At 50.9% G+C, this 17,804-nt stretch carries 14 protein-coding genes; 5 read left to right on the top strand and 9 right to left on the bottom strand.

Translation table 11 applies throughout. The annotated features are described in order from the left end of the window. From OMP95_RS01070 to dsbD, 9 genes are all read right to left on the bottom strand, one after another. On the bottom strand, positions 1-2,156 hold a 2,156-nt coding region (locus OMP95_RS01070; protein ID WP_266325012.1), incomplete at its 3' end, for a class I adenylate cyclase. Between the two features lie 14 nt (positions 2,157-2,170). Further along, positions 2,171-3,736 (bottom strand): bifunctional phosphoribosylaminoimidazolecarboxamide formyltransferase/IMP cyclohydrolase, encoded by a 1,566-nt coding sequence (gene purH, locus OMP95_RS01065; protein ID WP_266325010.1) that lies wholly within the window; start codon positions 3,734-3,736, stop codon positions 2,171-2,173. Between the two features lie 28 nt (positions 3,737-3,764). Continuing rightward, the gene (gene fis, locus OMP95_RS01060) at positions 3,765-4,055 is read right to left on the bottom strand and encodes a DNA-binding transcriptional regulator Fis (protein WP_266325008.1); all 291 of its coding nucleotides are present in this window, start codon (positions 4,053-4,055) and stop codon (positions 3,765-3,767) included. Beyond that, on the bottom strand, positions 4,052-5,056 hold the full coding sequence (gene dusB / locus OMP95_RS01055) for a tRNA dihydrouridine synthase DusB (RefSeq protein WP_266325006.1): 1,005 nt from the start codon (positions 5,054-5,056) through the stop codon (positions 4,052-4,054). The genes fis and dusB overlap by 4 nt, the downstream gene beginning before the upstream one ends. Further along, the gene (gene prmA, locus OMP95_RS01050; RefSeq protein ID WP_266325004.1) at positions 5,049-5,927 is read right to left on the bottom strand and encodes a 50S ribosomal protein L11 methyltransferase; all 879 of its coding nucleotides are present in this window, start codon (positions 5,925-5,927) and stop codon (positions 5,049-5,051) included. Before prmA ends, dusB begins: the two co-directional genes overlap by 8 nt. Positions 5,928-5,935: 8 nt before the next feature. Continuing rightward, a complete protein-coding gene (accC, locus tag OMP95_RS01045) occupies positions 5,936-7,276 on the bottom strand; it encodes an acetyl-CoA carboxylase biotin carboxylase subunit (RefSeq protein WP_266325002.1) in 1,341 nt (446 codons plus the stop codon). Positions 7,277-7,338: 62 nt separating this feature from the next. Then, positions 7,339-7,785: an acetyl-CoA carboxylase biotin carboxyl carrier protein gene (accB, locus tag OMP95_RS01040; RefSeq protein WP_266325000.1), complete on the bottom strand. Its 447-nt coding sequence runs from the start codon at positions 7,783-7,785 to the stop codon at positions 7,339-7,341. A 23-nt stretch (positions 7,786-7,808) separates the two neighbouring features. Further along, complete coding sequence (gene aroQ, locus OMP95_RS01035) at positions 7,809-8,246, bottom strand: type II 3-dehydroquinate dehydratase (protein ID WP_266324998.1); 438 nt, start codon at positions 8,244-8,246, stop codon at positions 7,809-7,811. Between the two features lie 204 nt (positions 8,247-8,450). Continuing rightward, positions 8,451-10,262, bottom strand: coding sequence for a protein-disulfide reductase DsbD (gene dsbD / locus OMP95_RS01030; RefSeq protein WP_266324996.1), 1,812 nt, complete (start codon positions 10,260-10,262; stop codon positions 8,451-8,453). A 141-nt stretch (positions 10,263-10,403) separates the two neighbouring features. Between dsbD and OMP95_RS01025 the strand changes: the two genes are divergently transcribed. From OMP95_RS01025 to OMP95_RS01005, 5 genes are all read left to right on the top strand, one after another. Further along, entirely contained in the window at positions 10,404-12,053 is a 1,650-nt protein-coding gene (locus OMP95_RS01025) for an inorganic phosphate transporter (RefSeq protein ID WP_266324994.1), read from the top strand. Positions 12,054-12,278: 225 nt separating this feature from the next. Continuing rightward, positions 12,279-12,971, top strand: a complete 693-nt coding sequence (gene phoB, locus OMP95_RS01020; RefSeq protein ID WP_266324992.1) for a phosphate regulon transcriptional regulator PhoB — start codon at positions 12,279-12,281, stop codon at positions 12,969-12,971. A 13-nt stretch (positions 12,972-12,984) separates the two neighbouring features. Beyond that, entirely contained in the window at positions 12,985-14,274 is a 1,290-nt protein-coding gene (gene phoR, locus OMP95_RS01015) for a phosphate regulon sensor histidine kinase PhoR (RefSeq protein WP_266324990.1), read from the top strand. A gap of 143 nt (positions 14,275-14,417) precedes the next feature. Continuing rightward, complete coding sequence (locus OMP95_RS01010) at positions 14,418-15,371, top strand: phosphate ABC transporter substrate-binding protein PstS family protein (RefSeq protein WP_323135101.1); 954 nt, start codon at positions 14,418-14,420, stop codon at positions 15,369-15,371. 149 nt (positions 15,372-15,520) lie between these two features. Continuing rightward, positions 15,521-17,794: an ABC transporter permease subunit gene (locus OMP95_RS01005; RefSeq protein ID WP_266324988.1), complete on the top strand. Its 2,274-nt coding sequence runs from the start codon at positions 15,521-15,523 to the stop codon at positions 17,792-17,794. Positions 17,795-17,804 lie beyond the last annotated feature (10 nt).

Here is a 17,804-nt window from a genome sequence, read left to right as displayed (position 1 = left end):
TATACAAACACGCTGATTTTATCGGCAGCCTGATAAGACAGCAAAGTATTTAACAGGCCATCACTGTCCAGATATTTATCCAGATAGGTGGCATTAAATTCGCGATCATTCGCGGCCAGGGCTTGCCATAAATCCTGATCCAGCTTGCGTTTTACAAATTCGCTTTGCTGTTGCTGCCATTGCACAGTGTAAGGCCTGTCAGCCACATTAAGTAAGATATGACCTTGTTGTGGAAAACGGCTGAAATGGCGGCAGGCCTCAGCCACCAGACAACTGAGCCGCGAGCTGATGGCCTGTCCGAAAATGGCGGTCGGGCACCAGCTTTGCACCGGTTGCTGCAGGTTTGTTCCTGGTTGCCAACGTAGCAATGCGATCAGCATTTCCAGCGGTGAAGTCTCGCCCTGGAAGGAAAAACTGTGCCATTGACCCAGATCGGAACAAATCAGGCCATCAACAGCAGCGATTAAGCTATGTTTGAACGAAGTGTAGTTCAACGGATCATTTTGTTTGCTCGATAGCTGCAGGCCCTGTTGCGCCATTTTGTCCTGCGGTTGCTGTTCCAGATTGGCAAACAGCATGATCTGTGTAGCTTGTGGCGGGGTGGGCGAGGACAATTTTTCAGTCGACAAATCGCTGATAGCTAAGGGGCTGCGTAATAACTGCTGGCTTAGTTCTACCACCGTGGAAGTCGTGATGCGTTGATGCTGATCGATAACGCTGAGCCAGTTGCTGCGGCAGAGCACCTGATTGACGATAGCCCAGCTAAGCAAATGCAATAAATTTTCATGTTTATACAAAGCGGCTTGCGTGCCGTTTTGTAAAGGCCGTTGGCTTAACAGCCACTCTTTATTGTAGGAGAAGCGGTACAGGTAAAGACGCTCGCTGTTGCTTTGCGGGCGGAGTGCGAGAGGCAGGGCGGTAATAACATCGGCCGCAGGTTGGAAACGCAGGCTATGCAGTGTGAGCAGCTTATTCAGTTCGTCGCGGGTGTTGAGTTGATGCTGCTGACTGAAATCTTTGAGTACATCAATAAAATGTCTGCAGATCTTGCCATTCGCTGCAAATTGCCGGGCAATGGCGTTGATATCACCTTGCAGTGCATCCAGTGCTTTTATCTGTTCATCGGTCCAAAGCCATTGTTTGACCTGTTGCCTGATAAAGTCTCGTCGCCACGGATGGGCCGGCTGTCGAACGTTCTGGGATAGTTTTTCCCGGCTCAACAAGTATAAAGCCTGCCTGGCGTTGTCCACATTGTCCTGTTCGGCGGCTGCTTCAATAACGGTGAGTTTGAGGCGATTGATATCCTGTTGCAGAACATGACTGTTGTCCTGATAGAGCTGTTGTTTGAACAGAGAGGAAAGCGGCGACGGTTTGGTCGCAGATTGCAGGTAATGTTGTAAATAGAGCAGGTCAAGCTGTGCTTGGCTGCCTTGTTGCATGGCGTCATGGGCTTTTTGGCTGGCAGCATTGAACAGGCTTTCGGCATCAAATTCGCCAACTTCACCAAAATCAATCAGGCTGACCTGATTAAGCATACGTTGCGATTGCAAAACAGTGAGACTGTGCTGATAACTCAGATCTTCTTCAGGGCTCAGTAACCACCAGTAAGGTATGCTACCTGCCAATACCACACCGGTGCTGTAGAACTGATCCAGTTCCCACGCCGACAGCATCTGCTGCTTCAGATCGGACTCAGACAGCAAACGGCTGTGCAGTTCTATATTGAGTTCAGCCGCCCAGTCGCAGACCGCGCGCACTTTCTGTTGCAACAACTGTCGTTGAGCAACCGATAAATTGTCACCATGTAGCAGCCACAGGCTGAAGCTGGGGGCGTCGGGATATGAAAGCTGACCGCTTTCATTGAGCAGATACAGGCCGCGAAGCGGATAACGTCTCAGCGCCCGCCGCCGGTAACTGAAGCTTTTTTCGAACTGTTTGGCCTTATCGATAATGTCTTTGTCAGGCCGGTAGTCAATAATGCCTGCCGGTGTGTCGTTATCGACATACGCGGGCAGGACTTTTGAATTGATATGAAACAGTAACGGCAGCAGCTGATAGAAGATCGCGTGGCGCGGTGGAGCCAGCTCAATTAAACGGTGAATACGCTCATGGTTATGTGCCTGAAAATAGCGAAGGGCCTGAACGCGATCCACCATCAGCTCGACATCTTTTAGTGCCGGAAGTGGCGCATGCCTGTGAATACCATGGCAATACCGTGTTCATTGGCGGCAGCGATCACTTCATCATCACGCATCGATCCGCCCGGTTGGATCACGGCGCTGATACCGGCTTCAGCCGCGGCGTCAAGACCATCACGGAACGGGAAAAAGGCATCGGAAGCCATCACCGCGCCGGGCACAACAAGGCCTGCATCTTCAGCTTTGATGCCAGCAATACGGCTGCTGACAACGCGACTCATCTGTCCGGCGCCAATGCCGACCGTCTGCTGATTTTTGGCATAAACAATGGCATTGGATTTAACAAACTTCGCTACCCGCCAGGCAAACAGCAGATCCTGCATTTCTTCGTCTGATGGCGATTTTTCGGTCACCACTTTCAGTTCGTGTGTTTGAACCAGCGCATCATCGCGATCCTGAACCAGCAGGCCGCTGTTGACCCGTTTGAAATCAAGGCCGCCGCTGCTGTGTTGGGCAAATTCACCACAGGACAGCAAACGCACATTGGCTTTTTGCGCCACCACGGCTTTGGCTTTCTCACTGACGTCAGGAGCAATAATCACTTCGACAAACTGACGTTCGATAATCGCTCTGGCAGTGTCGGCATCCAGTGGCCGGTTGAAGGCGATAATGCCGCCAAACGCAGAAGTGGGATCGGTCTGATAAGCCAGATCATAGGCGGCCAGCAGACTATCAGCTGTGGCGACACCGCAGGGATTGGCGTGTTTGACAATAACGCAGGCAGGTGATTCCGGAAAGGCCTTGACACACTCCAAAGCCGCATCCGTATCAGCGATATTGTTGTAGGACAAGGCTTTACCCTGCAACTGCACTGCGGCACTGATACTGCCGGATTCCGGATTAGCTTCGCTGTAAAAAGCGGCCTGCTGATGCGGGTTTTCCCCGTAACGCATATCCTGCTTTTTAACAAACTGACTATTAAAGGTTCTGGGGAATGCGCTCATATCCCCGTTATCGGTCAGTTTGCCCAGATAATTAGCAATGGCGCCGTCATAATGTGCAGTGTGTTCAAAGGTTTTGACGGCCAGATCGAAACGGGTGGCATCATCAACACCGCCTTGCTGTTCAATTTGTTCAATCACCCGGCTGTAGTCAGCAGGATCGATCAGAACAGTCACATCCGCGTGGTTTTTTGCCGCTGCGCGCAACATGGTCGGACCACCGATATCAATATTTTCAATGGCCATTGCCAGGGTGCAATCATCGCGGGCGATAGTGGCTTCAAACGGGTACAGATTGACCACCACCAGATCGATAGGCGCGATATCGTGCGCTTTCATGATGGCATCGTCAGTGCCGCGGCGGCCCAGCAAACCACCGTGGATTTTAGGATGCAGGGTTTTGATGCGGCCAGCCATCATTTCCGGGAAACCGGTATGCTCGGATACTTCTTTGACGGGCAGACCGGCTTCGCTCAGCAGCTTGGCGGTACCGCCGGTGGACAGCAGTTCCACACCGAGTCGGTTCAGATCCTGTGCCAGTTCAAGTACACCAGTCTTATCTGATACGCTCAGAAGGGCTCGTTTAATCGTGTTCATTAAAGGTTGTTCCAGAATAAAAGGAAGGTTACAGGCCGTAAAGTTTGAGTTTCTTTCTCAGTGTTCCGCGGTTAATACCGAGGATTTCAGCGGCGCGGCTTTGATTGCCTTGGGTGTGTGCCAGCGTGGCACGAAGCAGGGGCACTTCAACTTCGGTCATCAGCATCTCGTAGAGGTTGGCGGCGGGGTGACCTTCCAATTGCTGAAAGTAGTCAGCCAACGCTTGCGATACGCAGTCACTGAGCGGGGCTGTCGTGTGCTCGGCTGCGACACCCAGTTCAACGCAAGTCGATTGCTCATTGGCTAGCGGTTTTGTCATGCGGCTTGAGAGTCCTGTTGTTCTTGTAGTTGCTCAAAAAAATGCTGGGTAAACGCCAGTTGATGTTGCGGGTGTTCCAGCTGGTTCATCTGCTGGCGGAAAACATTTCCTTTGCGCAAGCCTTTGCTGTACCAGGCAATATGTTTGCGTGCCATGCGTACACCTGTGAAGTCACCGTAAAAATCGTACAGGTTTTCCAGGTGTTCAATCAAGACTTGTTGAATTTCAGTGACCGATGGTGGCGCTAAATGCTCACCGGAATTAAGGTAATGCAATATTTGCCGGAAGATCCACGGATTACCCTGGGCGGCGCGGCCGATCATCAACCCGTCTGCCCCGGTGTATTGCAGCACCCGGGCAGCTTTGAGTGCGGAATCAATATCACCATTAGCGATAAGCGGGATCTGAATGCGGGTTTTAATGTTGGCGATGGTGTCGTATTCCGCCTCACCCTTGTAGGCATCGGCGCGGGTGCGACCATGAATGGCCAGCGCCTGAATACCGGTATTTTCTGCGATACGGGCAATGGTGACAGCATTGCGGTTATCCCGATCCCAGCCGGTACGGATCTTCAGTGTAACCGGTACATCAACGGCATTAACCACGGATTCCAGAATAGCGCCGACCAGTTTTTCATTTTGCAGCAGTGCCGATCCGGCCATCACATTACAGACTTTCTTTGCCGGACAACCCATATTGATATCAATAATATGCGCGCCTTGATCGACATTATGTTTGGCCGCTTCTGCCATCATTTCCGGATCGGCACCGGCAATCTGCACACTGCGCGGTTCAGGTTCACCTTGATGATTGGCGCGTAGTAATGATTTTTTACTGGCCCATAATGCCTTGTTGGCCGTAATCATTTCTGACACGGCCATACCGGCACCCAAGCGGCGGCATAACTGGCGGAATGGTCGGTCGGTGACCCCGGCCATGGGTGCCAGAAACAAATTATTCGGCAACAAATAAGGGCCGATTCTGAGCGCCGAATCAGTCATGGCGCTGTCCTGTCAGACGCACCCAGTCTTCCCTGGCTGTCGCCGGTTGCATATCAAACCAGGCTTGATATCTGGCACTGACTTCATCGGCCTGTGTCTGCAAAATACCGGATAACACCAGATCGGCACCTAGTTTGGTCAGGGCCGCAAAGCGCGGTGCCAGGGTTTGCAGCGGGCCGGCCAGAATATTGGCCAGCAACAGATCACAGGTGTTGTCGGGACAATCCTGCGGCAAATAGGTATCGATGGCAACGCCATTACGCTTGGCATTGGCCCGGGTAGCTTCCAGCGCTTGCGGATCGGTGTCGACACCGATGACTTTTTCCGCGCCCAGCAAAGCCGCGGCAATAGCCAGAATACCGCTGCCACAGCCGTAGTCGATCACATATTTACCCTGCAGATCAGTCTGATCCAGCCAGTTCAGGCACAAGGCGGTGGTCGGATGGGTACCGGTGCCGAAAGCCAGTCCCGGATCGAGCATGATATTGACTGCATCCGGTGCCGGCGGCTGGTGCCAACTGGGACAGATCCATAACCTTTCACCGAATTGAATCGGATGAAAGTTGTCCATCCATTCGCGAATCCAATCCTTATCTTCCACGGCTTCGACGCGGAAATCCGGAACCGGCTCCGGCGCCATAAAGATCGCCAGCATGTTTTTTATCTGTTCAGCGTCGGTTTCGGCATCAAATAAGGCGGTCAGCCGGGTTGCTGTCCACAGCGGCGTTTCGCCGACCTCAGGTTCGTAAATCGGTTGATCGGCATTATCCTCAAAGGTAACGGCGGCGGCGCCACACTCTGACAAGGCATCAGACAGGATCTCCGCCTTGTCAGGTGTGCTGTTAAAAATAAACTGGACCCAGGCGGCCATAACAGCGGTCAGAGGCCCAGTTTCTTTTCGAGGTAATGAATATTGGTACCGCCGGTCTGGAAATGCGTATCGCTCATGATGTCACGCTGCAGTTCGACATTGGTTTTGATGCCTTCAATACCGATCTCTTTCAGCGCGGTTTGCATGCGGGCTATGGCCGAGTCACGATCCTTGCCGTAAGCGATAAGCTTGCCAATCAGCGAATCGTAGTTGGGCGGGACTTTATAGCCACTGTAGATATGCGAATCCATGCGGATACCGGCACCACCTGGTGCATGATAGTGGGTGATGAGGCCGGGGCTGGGCATAAATGTTCTGGAGTCTTCGGCATTGATGCGACATTCAATGGCATGCCCGCGCATCACCACATCATCCTGAGTGAATGTCAGCGGTTCACCGGCAGCTATACGGATTTGTTCGGCGACCAGATCAATATCGGTGACCCGTTCGGTTACCGGATGTTCAACCTGGATACGGGTGTTCATTTCGATAAAATAGAACTCACCGTCTTCATACAGAAATTCAAAGGTACCGGCGCCGCGATAGCCTATGCGCACACAAGCATCAGCACAGATTTTACCCATACGATCACGCATTTCCGGGGTAATGCCGGGAGCGGGGGCTTCTTCAACGACTTTCTGGTGACGGCGTTGCATTGAGCAGTCACGTTCGCCCAGATGAATGGCGTTACCGTGTTGGTCAGCCAGGACCTGAAACTCGATATGTCGCGGGTTTTCCAGGAATTTTTCCATGTAAACCATATCGTTGCTAAACGCTGATCTCGCCTCACTACGGGTCAGGGCAATGGCATTGAGCAGGTGCGCTTCACTGTGGACTTCGCGCATGCCGCGACCACCACCGCCACCGGCAGCTTTGATGATAATCGGATAACCGATTTCACGCGCCAGGCGCAGATTGGTCTCGTCATCATTACCCAACGGACCATCAGAGCCGGGTACACAGGGCACGCCAGCTGCTTTCATCGCCGCAATGGCCGAGACTTTGTCCCCCATCAGACGAATCGTTTCAGCACGCGGGCCAATAAAGATAAAACCACTTTTTTCCACCCGTTCGGCAAAATCAGCATTTTCTGATAAAAAGCCGTAACCCGGGTGGATGGCGGTGGCATCAGTAATTTCGGCGGCACTGATGAGGGCAGGCACGTTCAGGTAACTTTCGGAAGAAGGGGCTGGACCGATACAGACAGTTTCATCTGCCAGCAACACATGTTTCAGATCACGATCCACATCAGAGTGAACCGCTACCGTTTTAATACCGAGCTCCCAACAGGCTCGCAGAATTCGCAGGGCAATTTCACCCCGGTTGGCAATAACAATTTTATCGATCATATTGATGTTTTAATCCGCAATTTGAGATGAGCAAATTCGCTAACAAGCTATTTTTGAAGGCTTTATTCGATAACGATTAAAGGCTCATCAAATTCAACCGGATGTCCGTTTTCGACCAGAATAGCTTTGACGATGCCGCTACGATCGGCTTCAATCTGGTTAAACATTTTCATGGCTTCGATGATGCAAATGACGTCACCGGCGGCAACACTTTGGCCGACTTCAACGAAAGGTGCGGATTCCGGGGATGAGGAGCGGTAGAAGGTACCGACCATCGGTGAACGTACAGCGTTAGCTTCATTGATTTTGTTTTCAGTGACCTCAGCTGGAGCCGTTGCTGGCGCTGCTGGTGCGGCAGCGGGGGCGGGAGCTGGCGCTGTATAAGTAACAGGGGCCGATGGGCTGTTACGGCTGATACGAACCGATTCTTCGCCTTCAGAAATTTCGATTTCAGTGACGTCAGATTCCTGAATAAGGTCGATCAGTTTTTTTATTTTACGAATATCCATTGAGATAACCTTGGTAGTAATAATTATGGGTTGAGTTGTTTGATGGCAGCCTGCAAGGCTAATTCGTAGCCCTGGGCGCCCAGTCCGCATATCACACCAACGGCGATATCAGACAGATAAGAGTGATGACGGAAAGCCTCTCGTGCGTGAATATTGGATAAATGCATTTCAATAAACGGAATTTCGACGGCAGACAAAGCATCTCTTAATGCCACACTGGTGTGGGTAAAAGCAGCCGGGTTGATAATGATGAAATCCGTATTACCGCGGGCGGCATGAATGTGCTCGACCAGATCGTGTTCGGCATTACTCTGGAAACAGGCTATTTCAACACCGGCATTAGTGGCGAAACTGCCAAGATGCTGTTCGATGCTCGACAGTGTATCCGTACCATAGTGCTCAGGCTCGCGTGTTCCTAGCAGGTTCAGATTGGGGCCGTTCAGCACTAGTATTTTCGCCATTTCGATCCTTGCTTACAGGTCAAAAACAATTAGGCGGAATTGTGCACCAGAGAATAGTTAATGTCCAGTTTAGAGTAATAAAAGGTAGACTTTTGTCGCTATTTTCGTCGAAAAGGACAGTTTCTTGATTTATACCGAAACAACCTGAAGCTATGTGTGTCAGAGCTCCTGTAAACAGTCAGAACAAGGCGCGGCCTGCAACAATCAGGGCAGCTGCGCCAGGTGGTTTAGCATTTGCTGGGTTTTGATATGGCCGACCAGGCGGTAGTCACGCAGTTCTTGGCCCTGGGCATTATAAAACAGCATCGTTGGCGGCCCGAACACCTGTAATGCTTTGAGCATGGCCTGATGATCTTTGCTGTTATCGGTCAGATCCAACTGCAATAAAGTGAACGATTGCAGGGCTGCAACAACTTGCGGATCGGAGAAGGTGGTTTGTTCCATGGTTTTGCAGTCGGTACACCAGTCAGCATAAAAATCCAGCATCACCGGTTTGTCAGTGGTTACCAGCTGTTGCTGTAATTGTTGCAAATTATTGATGTGGGTGAACTGGAGGCCAGCCTGTTGCGGCGTTGACTGATTATTACCGGCAGCAATGATCTGAAGGGGTTGCCAGAGATTGTGGCTGCCGCTGGCACCGCCAATCATCAGTAATGCGCCGTAAATCAGCAGAATCAAGCCGAAGCCTTTGAACAGTTTTTGCCAGCCGTTGGCATCAATATTCAGTGAGTTCAATGCCCCCATGTATACGGCGGTGACAATCAACAGGCTGCCCCATAAAATCAGTGCGAACCAGCCGGGAACGATACGTTCCAGCATCCAGATAGCCAAACCCAGCAACAGAATGCCGAACACCGCTTTGATGGTATTCATCCAGTCTCCGGCACGGGGTAACAGGCTGCCTGCTGAGGTGCCGACAATCAGCAGCGGAATCCCCATGCCGATACTCAAGGCGAACAAGGCCGCGCCGCCGAGGAAAGGATCAGCATGCTGACCGATGAATATCAAAGCGCCGGCCAGTGGCGGTGCCAGACAAGGGCCGACAATCAAACCTGATAATAAACCCATTACCCCAACACCAAGCAGATTGCCGCCCAGCTGTTTGTGGCTGATCTGATGCAGGCGGTGTTGCAAGGCGTGGGGCAGCTGCAGTTCATACAAACCGAACATTGATAAAGACAATAATACAAACAAGGTGCTGAAGCTGATGATAATCCAGGGATTCTGGAACATGGCCTGCAGGTTTTCACCCAGCAAGCCGGTGAGAATACCGGCGGCCGTGTAGGTGACCGACAGGGACAGTACATAAACCAAAGACAGGGTAAAGGCCCGGCGGGTAGTGAGATGCTCGCCTTCACCCACGATGATGCTGGAAAGAATCGGGATCATCGGGAATACGCAGGGGGTAAAAGCCAGCAATAACCCCAGCCCCAGAAAACCGATAAAGATTTGCAGCAGATTGTCTTCCGCCAGTTTTTGCGCAATACGATCCTGCTCGGCAAACACCGGTGGTTGGCTTGCCGTTAGTGGTACGGTTGGGTTGTCAGTATCAGCCTGCACATTGGCGGCGGGTAAAGCCAGTGAGAGGGTTGTTTCCGTCGGTGGATAGCAGATCCCAAAGGTTTCGGAACACCCCTGATAATGCGCTTTCAACGTTAATGTTTGCGCCGACGGCGGCCGTTGCAGCGGCAAGATGACTTCAGTGTCGTGATGATAAACCTCAACCAGACCGAAAATTTCATCCATTTTGTTTTCGCCGGCGGGCAAGGTGAAATCAAGTAGCTGGACTGCATTGTTGTCGAGAATCTCAAAACGGATTTTGTCGCGGTAAAGATAGTTGCCCCCCATCACTTGCCATTGGGCGAGTAGCGAGTTTGCATTATTGACTTGGGCGCTAAATTGAAACGCCTCTTCGACAGCAGGCGGGGTGTCGCCAGTCTGATCCAATCCCAGACCTTCCAGAAAGCCCTGTCGCGCATGCGCATTAAAAATGCTCAGCAGTAATAGTAAAAACAAAATTTTTTTCATTGCTTGGTATCGGTCGTCATTACAGTCTGTAACTAGACAATCTTAGCAGGCGATAGTTACAGGGGGTATGCCTGATGTCACAATACTGTAATAATTGCGCCATTTTGGTAGGCAATTGACGGGATCATTGTGGAAATAAAAACTATCCATCAGCTCGAAAAACAGGCTTATAAGAAAAGTCATGCGGAACTGGCCAGAATAGGTTTTGCTTTATTCTTTCTGGTTCTCGTATTGGGCTTCAGTTTTGCTACCAGCGGTGGCGTTCCCAACAACCTTTTCCTTGCTGTCGCTACGGTATTTGGTGCCTATATGGCCATGAATATCGGTGCCAACGACGTCGCCAATAACGTGGGACCTGCGGTGGGTTCCAAAGCCCTGACCATGGGCGGTGCCATTGTGATAGCCATGATCTTCGAAGCCGGCGGCGCGTTTATTGCCGGCGGCGATGTGGTGTCGACCATCAAAAAAGGCATCATTGATATCAATGGTTTTGGTCAAGACGCTGACAGCTTTATCTGGGCGATGATGGCAGCGCTGTTGGCCGCCGCTTTATGGCTCAATATGGCCACTTTTGCTCGTGCACCGGTATCGACAACACATTCCATTGTTGGCGGTGTGATGGGGGCGGGGATTGCAGCAGCGGGTTTTACCATCGTCGACTGGGGCACCATGGGCGCCATTGCCAGTTCCTGGGTGATTTCGCCGTTGATTGGGGGGCTGATTGCCGCTGTCTTTTTGTTTGCGATTAAGAAAACTATTATTTTTCGCGACGATAAAGTCACTGCGTCAATAAAGTGGGTGCCTATTTACGTGTCGATTATGGCATGGGCCTTTGTAACCTATCTGGTGCTGAAAGGTTTGAAACAGATATGGCCACAATTACTGGCGTTTGGTAACGAATGGCTGTTTTTCAATTTTGAGATTACCAGCAAACCCAGCTTTATTAATGCGGCCGCCATGGGGCTGTTGGTGGCTGTGATTGTATTTTTTCTGGTGAAAAAAGCAGTGAAGAACAGATTGCCGACACTGAAAAATGATCGGGACAGCATCAATGTTTTATTTACCATTCCGTTGATTTTTGCGGCGGCTTTGCTCAGTTTCGCCCATGGTGCCAATGATGTGGCCAATGCGATCGGACCGCTGGCGGCGATTCATGATGCGGTGATGACCGGTGGTATTAGTGCCAAAGCGGGTATTCCTGTCTGGGTTATGGCGGTCGGTGCGTTCGGTATTGCGCTGGGTCTTGCTTTGTACGGGCCACGCCTGATCCGCACGGTGGGCGGTGAAATTACCGAGCTGGACCAGATGCGGGCATTTTCCATTGCGATGGCGGCGGCGATTACGGTAATTATTGCCAGCCAGCTGGGTCTGCCTGTCAGCACGACACATGTTGCCATCGGCGGGGTGTTTGGTGTCGGTTTCCTGCGTGAGTGGATGGATGAAGCGGTACGGCTGGAGGAAGAAATCAGGCAGGATAAACTGGAAATTAAAGACGAAAAACGCTTGTTGAGCGCCCTGCGCAGCGAACTGAATACCTTGCAGGTTAAGAAAACCAAGACCGTAGATGACTATCAACGCATCACCGAATTGTATCGGGCTATCGATGAAGAAAAAGCTGCGTTGAAAAAAGCGAAAAAAACCCTGAAAAAAGAGAAGAAGATTCTTTACGTCAAACGGGACATGATTAAGAAAATCATTACCGCCTGGTTGATTACGGTACCGGCTGCGGCGGTGCTGTCAGCTTGCTTGTTTTATATGATTAAAGGCATTGTGGGCTGATAATCCATATCCTATCCTATCGCGGCCCGTTGCTATATTCCTGTTTTGAGCGTGTGCTGTAATGAGCAGAAAATATGCCATTATAGTTGTTGACAGGCGGGGCGGTGTATATGCCAGTGCTGTGATGCACAGCCGCTCTTTTCGGCAATTGAATGGTGTTACCAAACTGTAACAATTGGTGCGTATCCTTGACGAAAGGATATTCAGAACTGGGAATAAACAGATATGGCAACGAGTGTACTGGTAGTAGAAGATGATGTTGCGATCAGGGATATGCTGTCTTTTACGCTGAAGCAAGCAGGTTTTGGCTGTGATGCAGTGGGGGATGGCGAGCAGGGGCTGGAATTTCTTAAAAATCAGCAACCGGACATGATTCTGCTGGACTGGATGTTGCCGGGTATTGATGGTATCGAGTTTATCCGCCGCCTGCGTGCCAATGAATTTCTGGCTAATATTCCGGTCATTATGCTCACCGCCAAGGGCGAGAGCGAGGATATGGTCAAAGGCCTGGCCGTTGGTGCTGATGATTATATTAACAAACCTTTTTCCCCGCCGGAGTTGATGGCCAGAATCAAAGCGGTTTTGCGCCGTTGTCTGCCCGCTAATGGTGATGAGTCGCAGAAGCTCCAGTTCGGTAATCTGCTATTGGATACCAAAAGCCATCGTGTGACGGTCGATGACAAACGCATTGAACTGGGTCCGACCGAATTCCGTCTGCTGCATTTTTTTATGAAAAACCCCGAGCGTGCCTATGGTCGCTCACAACTACTGGATTATGTCTGGGGTGATACCGTCTATATCGAAGAGCGTACGGTTGATGTGCATATCCGTCGCCTGCGCAAAGCGCTGGAGGCGAGCGGACATGATCACCTGGTTCAGACTGTTCGGGGTGTCGGTTATCGTTTCTCGGTAGATTGACTGGTCTGTTTGCATGCAATGGGATAATTGGCGACTGCTGACTTTGATCAGTCTGGCCGGCTTTGTCGGCCTGCTGTTCGGGCAGATGATGACCTTCATGTTTCTGGCTTCGCTGGGTTATGCCTTGTGGTTACAGCATAACTGGTACAAGCTCTGGTACTGGTTACAGAAACCGAAAAAAAGACGTTCCCCCAGTGCTGAAGGGGTCATTGATGATGTCTGCCGCCAGATTGAGCAGATGCGCCAGCAAAACAGCAATCGCAAGAAAAAACTGACAGGCTATCTGCAACGCTTTCAGTCCGCCACCTCCGCTTTGCCCGATGCGATTGTGGTACTGGGCGAATTTGGTGAAGTGGACTGGGCCAATCAAGCTGCCCGTGAGTTACTCGGCATCCGCTGGCCCCGTGACAGCAACGTCAGGGTGAATAACCTGATTCGGGATCCGGCATTTCAGCAGTTGCTGGAAGACCCGATGCGGCAAGGCGGCATGACCACCGTCAAATCACCCTTAAATTCAGAGGTGCAGCTGGAATTGAAGCTGGTGAAATATATGGGGGGAGGACGGCTGTTAATCGCGCGGGATATTACCCAGACTATTAAATTACAGCGTATGCGCCGCGATTTTGTTGCTAATGTCTCCCATGAGTTAAAAACACCGCTGACCGTTCTGCGCGGTTATCTGGAAGCATTTTCAGCAGACAGTGACAGCGAGCAGTGGCGTGCTGCCTTGCCCGCCATGCGCCAGCAAAGTGAACGTATGCATCTGATGATCAAGGATCTGCTGGTTTTGTCTCAGCTGGAAACCGGCGAGAAGGCTTTAAGAAGAATTCCCACCGATGTCGGCAAGTTACTGCAAGCGATTATTGATGACGCGCATAGCACAGAGCATTATCGTGATCAGCGGTTCACGCTGAATCTGGACACTGACAAATGGCTGATTTGTGATGTGGATGAACTGCGTAGCGCCATCTCCAATCTGGTGTTCAATGCCGTCAAATATACCCCGCCCGCTTGTCAGATAACCCTCAACTGGCGTGAGGAAGATGAGGCGGTTTGTATTGAAGTGAGCGATGACGGTGAAGGCATTGCCGAACATCATCTGGAGCGGCTTACCGAACGGTTTTACCGGGTCGACAAAGGCCGCAGCAATGATGCCGGCGGTACCGGGCTGGGGCTGGCAATCGTCAAACATGTTTTGCAGCGCCATGGCGCCAACCTCGTTATCAGCAGCGAACAAGGCAAAGGCAGCAGCTTCAAATGCTGTTTCCCCAAAACAATGTCAGTAGAAAAAATCACCGTCTGACAGCGGTTTAACATCCAAATCCGGTTGTTGTAATACAACTGTCATATTTCTTTCATATCCTTGTCACACTCTGATTACATACTTTCCCAGCGCTAAACGTGAATAACGTTGCCACTTTTCTTTTAACTTGGGAGTTGAACACTATGTTCAAGAAAAATCTTGCTATGCTGGGTGCCGCTGTCTCGGTGGCGTTCTCACCCGCGATTTTCGCTGATGTTGATGCTGCTTTGCCTGACTATGAAAAAGTCAGCGGTATTTCCGGCAGCCTGTCCAGTGTCGGTTCTGACACGCTGGCTAATTTGATGACCTTGTGGGCGGAAGAGTTCAAACGTGAATATCCTAACGTCAGCATCCAGATTCAAGCAGCAGGTTCTTCAACTGCGCCACCAGCTTTGACTGAAGGCACTTCAAACTTCGGTCCGATGAGCCGCAAGATGAAAGACAAGGAAATCGCTGCTTTTGAAGAAAAACATGGCTACAAACCGACGGCTATTCCTGTCGCCATCGATGCGCTGGCGGTTTATGTACATAAAGACAACCCGATTGAAGGTATGACCATTGCTCAGGTCGATGCGGTATTTTCAGCGACCCGTAAATGTGGTTATGCGGAAGACATCACCAACTGGAACCAGCTGGGTCAGGACCTGGGTAATATTCAGCTGTACGGCCGCAATTCAGTATCGGGTACTTACGGCTACTTCAAAGACAATGCGCTGTGTAAAGGTGACTACAAAAACAGTGTGAACGAACAACCAGGTTCGGCGTCAGTGGTTCAGGGCGTGACCAAGTCGTTGAACGGTATCGGTTATTCAGGTATCGGTTATAAAACTTCAGGTGTGAAAGCCGTTCCTCTGGCAAAAGCCGAAGGTCAGCCGTTTATAGCAGCCACTCCGGAAAATGCGGCTAACGGCACTTTCCCATTGTCACGTTTCCTGTGGGTCTATGTCAACAAAGCACCTAACAAACCACTGTCTCCGATTGATCGTGAGTTTATGAAAATGGTGTTATCCAAAACCGGTCAGCAAGTGGTTGTGAAAGACGGTTATGTGCCGTTGCCCGCTTCAGTTGCTGCAAAATATATGGATCTGCTGAAGTAAAATTCTGGTCTGGTATTTGATGTTAAACGCCCTGTACCCCGTTTGTTGGTACGGGGCGTTTGCTGTTAAATACAATCACAAGTTTATTGAACCGCAGTATGCTTGTGATTGTATTTGTCTGAATTAACTCAATAAATTGGTATCGCTACATGCCTGAACAAATTGCAGATAACAGCGTTTTACCGGCGCCGGGATCAACGGTGGCCAAACGTAGACGTGCCTGGCGTGAGTTGAAAGACCGCGCGGCTAAATACGGGGTAGGTTTGGGGGGGATCTCGGTCATTCTGGCCATCGTGCTGATCTTTTTCTATCTGCTCTATGTTGTGATGCCGCTGTTTTCCGGGGCAGATATCGAAACCCGATCAGAATATGCCTCAAACATGACACACAGTGCTTATCTGTCGTTGGATGAATATAACGATGTGGCCCTGTCGGTCAGCAAACAGGGACAAGTGCGTTTCTTCGAGGCGGCAAACGGTAAGCTCGTGTTGGAGCCAGAGTTGCCACTGGCCGGAAAAAATATTAGCAGCACGGCGGCCGGCAGTGCTTCTACCGATGTATTTGCTTATGGTTTTGAAGACGGTTCTGCGCTGGTGTTCCAGCAGGATTACAAAATCAGCTATCCCGAAGGTACCCAACGCAAAATTACACCACTGATCAAATACCCGTTGGGTGAGGAGGCGGTCAGCATTGATCCTGAAGGTCAGGCTTTATCAATGATCAGCGTGCAAAGCACCGGTGATCAGACCTCGTTTGCTGCCTTAACCGCTGATCAGCGAGTGGTGTTGAAGAGCCTGATTCGCGAAGAAAACTTTCTGGATGAGACTATCTTTGAGATCAAAGAACAGTCGGCGCAGATTGCATTAACCGGCCTGGCGACCATTACCCATTTGCAAATGGATATTGATCAGCGTGAGCTGTATCTGGTTGATAATCAAGGGTTTATTTCCTACTACGATATTCAGAAAATAGGCTCACCGCGACTGGTGCAGAAAGTGAAAGCGGTACCGACCGGTGTGGCTATCACCAGTTTTGAATTTCTGACCGGCGGTATTTCAGTGCTGGTCGGTCGCAGTGACGGCCAGATTGATCAGTGGTTTCCGGTGCGCGACCAGGATAACAACTACACCCTGCATAATGTGCGCAGTTTTCATAAGCAATCGGCACCGATCATTGCTATTGCCACGGAACAAGGCCGTAAGGGCTTCCTGGCGCTGGATAATAGCGGCCGGCTGGGCATTTACCACACAACCGCACATCGCACTTTATTGGTGGAACCTTTCCTGCAGTCTGACCATGCGGTGCTGGCGATTTCCCCCCGTGCCAATGGCCTTATCAGTATGACTGAGCAGGGGGGCGTCAAGCTGCTGGATATCGACAATGAACATCCGGATATTTCCTGGCATTCGCTGTGGGAAAAAGTCTGGTACGAAAGCCGTGACCAGCCTGAATATATCTGGCAGTCCTCATCAGCCAGCAATGACTTTGAGCCTAAGTTCAGCCTGAACCCACTGACCTTCGGTACGATTAAGGCCGCCTTTTACGCCATGCTGGTTGCGGTGCCGCTGGCTGTTATGGGCGCCATTTTCACCGCTTATTTTATGTCGCCAAAGATGCGCACGCTGGTAAAGCCGAGTATTGAAATTATGGAGGCCCTGCCTACGGTTATCCTCGGTTTCCTTGCTGGCCTATGGCTGGCGCCGCTGGTGGAAGAGAATCTGCCCGGCGTGTTTACCATTCTGATTATGCTGCCGGTGATGATTATTGTGACCGCATGGGGCTGGACCAAGCTGCCGGGCAGCTGGCGTGACCGTATTCCTGATGGTTGGGAAGCGGCGATTCTGATCCCGGTTGTCTTATTGGTCGGTTATCTTTCACTGTCGTTCAGTGCAACGCTGGAATTGTGGCTGTTTGACGGCAATATGCCCAAATGGCTTAACGAAATCGGTATTGATTACGATCAGCGTAACTCGCTGGTCGTGGGGTTGGTGATGGGTTTTGCGGTGATCCCGACCATTTTCTCTATTACCGAAGATGCGATTTTTGGTGTGCCCAAGCATCTGACCATCGGTTCTCTGGCGCTGGGAGCAACACCCTGGCAGACCATGACCCGTGTGGTATTGCTCACCGCCAGCCCGGGTATTTTCTCAGCGGTGATGATCGGTTTGGGCCGTGCCGTGGGGGAAACCATGATCGTGCTGATGGCGACCGGTAATACCCCGATTATGGACTTTAATATTTTTGAGGGTTTCCGTGCCTTGTCTGCCAATATTGCGGTAGAAATGCCGGAAGCCGAAGTCAACAGTTCGCATTACCGCGTGCTGTTTCTTGCTGCGCTGGTATTGTTTATGGCGACATTTGTGCTCAATACCATTGCCGAAGTAGTGCGTCAGCGCTTACGTAACAAATACAGTTCGCTGTAGTGGAAAAAAC

The sequence above is a fragment of the Methylophaga sp. OBS4 genome (genome assembly GCF_026319305.1).
In the GTDB taxonomy this organism is placed as follows: Bacteria; Pseudomonadota; Gammaproteobacteria; order Nitrosococcales; family Methylophagaceae; genus Methylophaga.
This window is presented reverse-complemented; position numbering and strand designations above follow the sequence as displayed.

Coding starts and splice junctions, on each gene's coding strand:
- purH (WP_266325010.1), bottom strand. CDS start 3,736: ATGAACACGATTAAACGAGCCCTTCTGAGCGTATCAGATAAGACTGGT.
- fis (WP_266325008.1), bottom strand. CDS start 4,055: ATGACAAAACCGCTAGCCAATGAGCAATCGACTTGCGTTGAACTGGGT.
- dusB (WP_266325006.1), bottom strand. CDS start 5,056: ATGACTGATTCGGCGCTCAGAATCGGCCCTTATTTGTTGCCGAATAAT.
- prmA (WP_266325004.1), bottom strand. CDS start 5,927: ATGGCCGCCTGGGTCCAGTTTATTTTTAACAGCACACCTGACAAGGCG.
- accC (WP_266325002.1), bottom strand. CDS start 7,276: ATGATCGATAAAATTGTTATTGCCAACCGGGGTGAAATTGCCCTGCGA.
- accB (WP_266325000.1), bottom strand. CDS start 7,785: ATGGATATTCGTAAAATAAAAAAACTGATCGACCTTATTCAGGAATCT.
- aroQ (WP_266324998.1), bottom strand. CDS start 8,246: ATGGCGAAAATACTAGTGCTGAACGGCCCCAATCTGAACCTGCTAGGA.
- phoB (WP_266324992.1), top strand. CDS start 12,279: ATGGCAACGAGTGTACTGGTAGTAGAAGATGATGTTGCGATCAGGGAT.
- phoR (WP_266324990.1), top strand. CDS start 12,985: ATGCAATGGGATAATTGGCGACTGCTGACTTTGATCAGTCTGGCCGGC.
- OMP95_RS01010 (WP_323135101.1), top strand. CDS start 14,418: ATGTTCAAGAAAAATCTTGCTATGCTGGGTGCCGCTGTCTCGGTGGCG.
- OMP95_RS01005 (WP_266324988.1), top strand. CDS start 15,521: ATGCCTGAACAAATTGCAGATAACAGCGTTTTACCGGCGCCGGGATCA.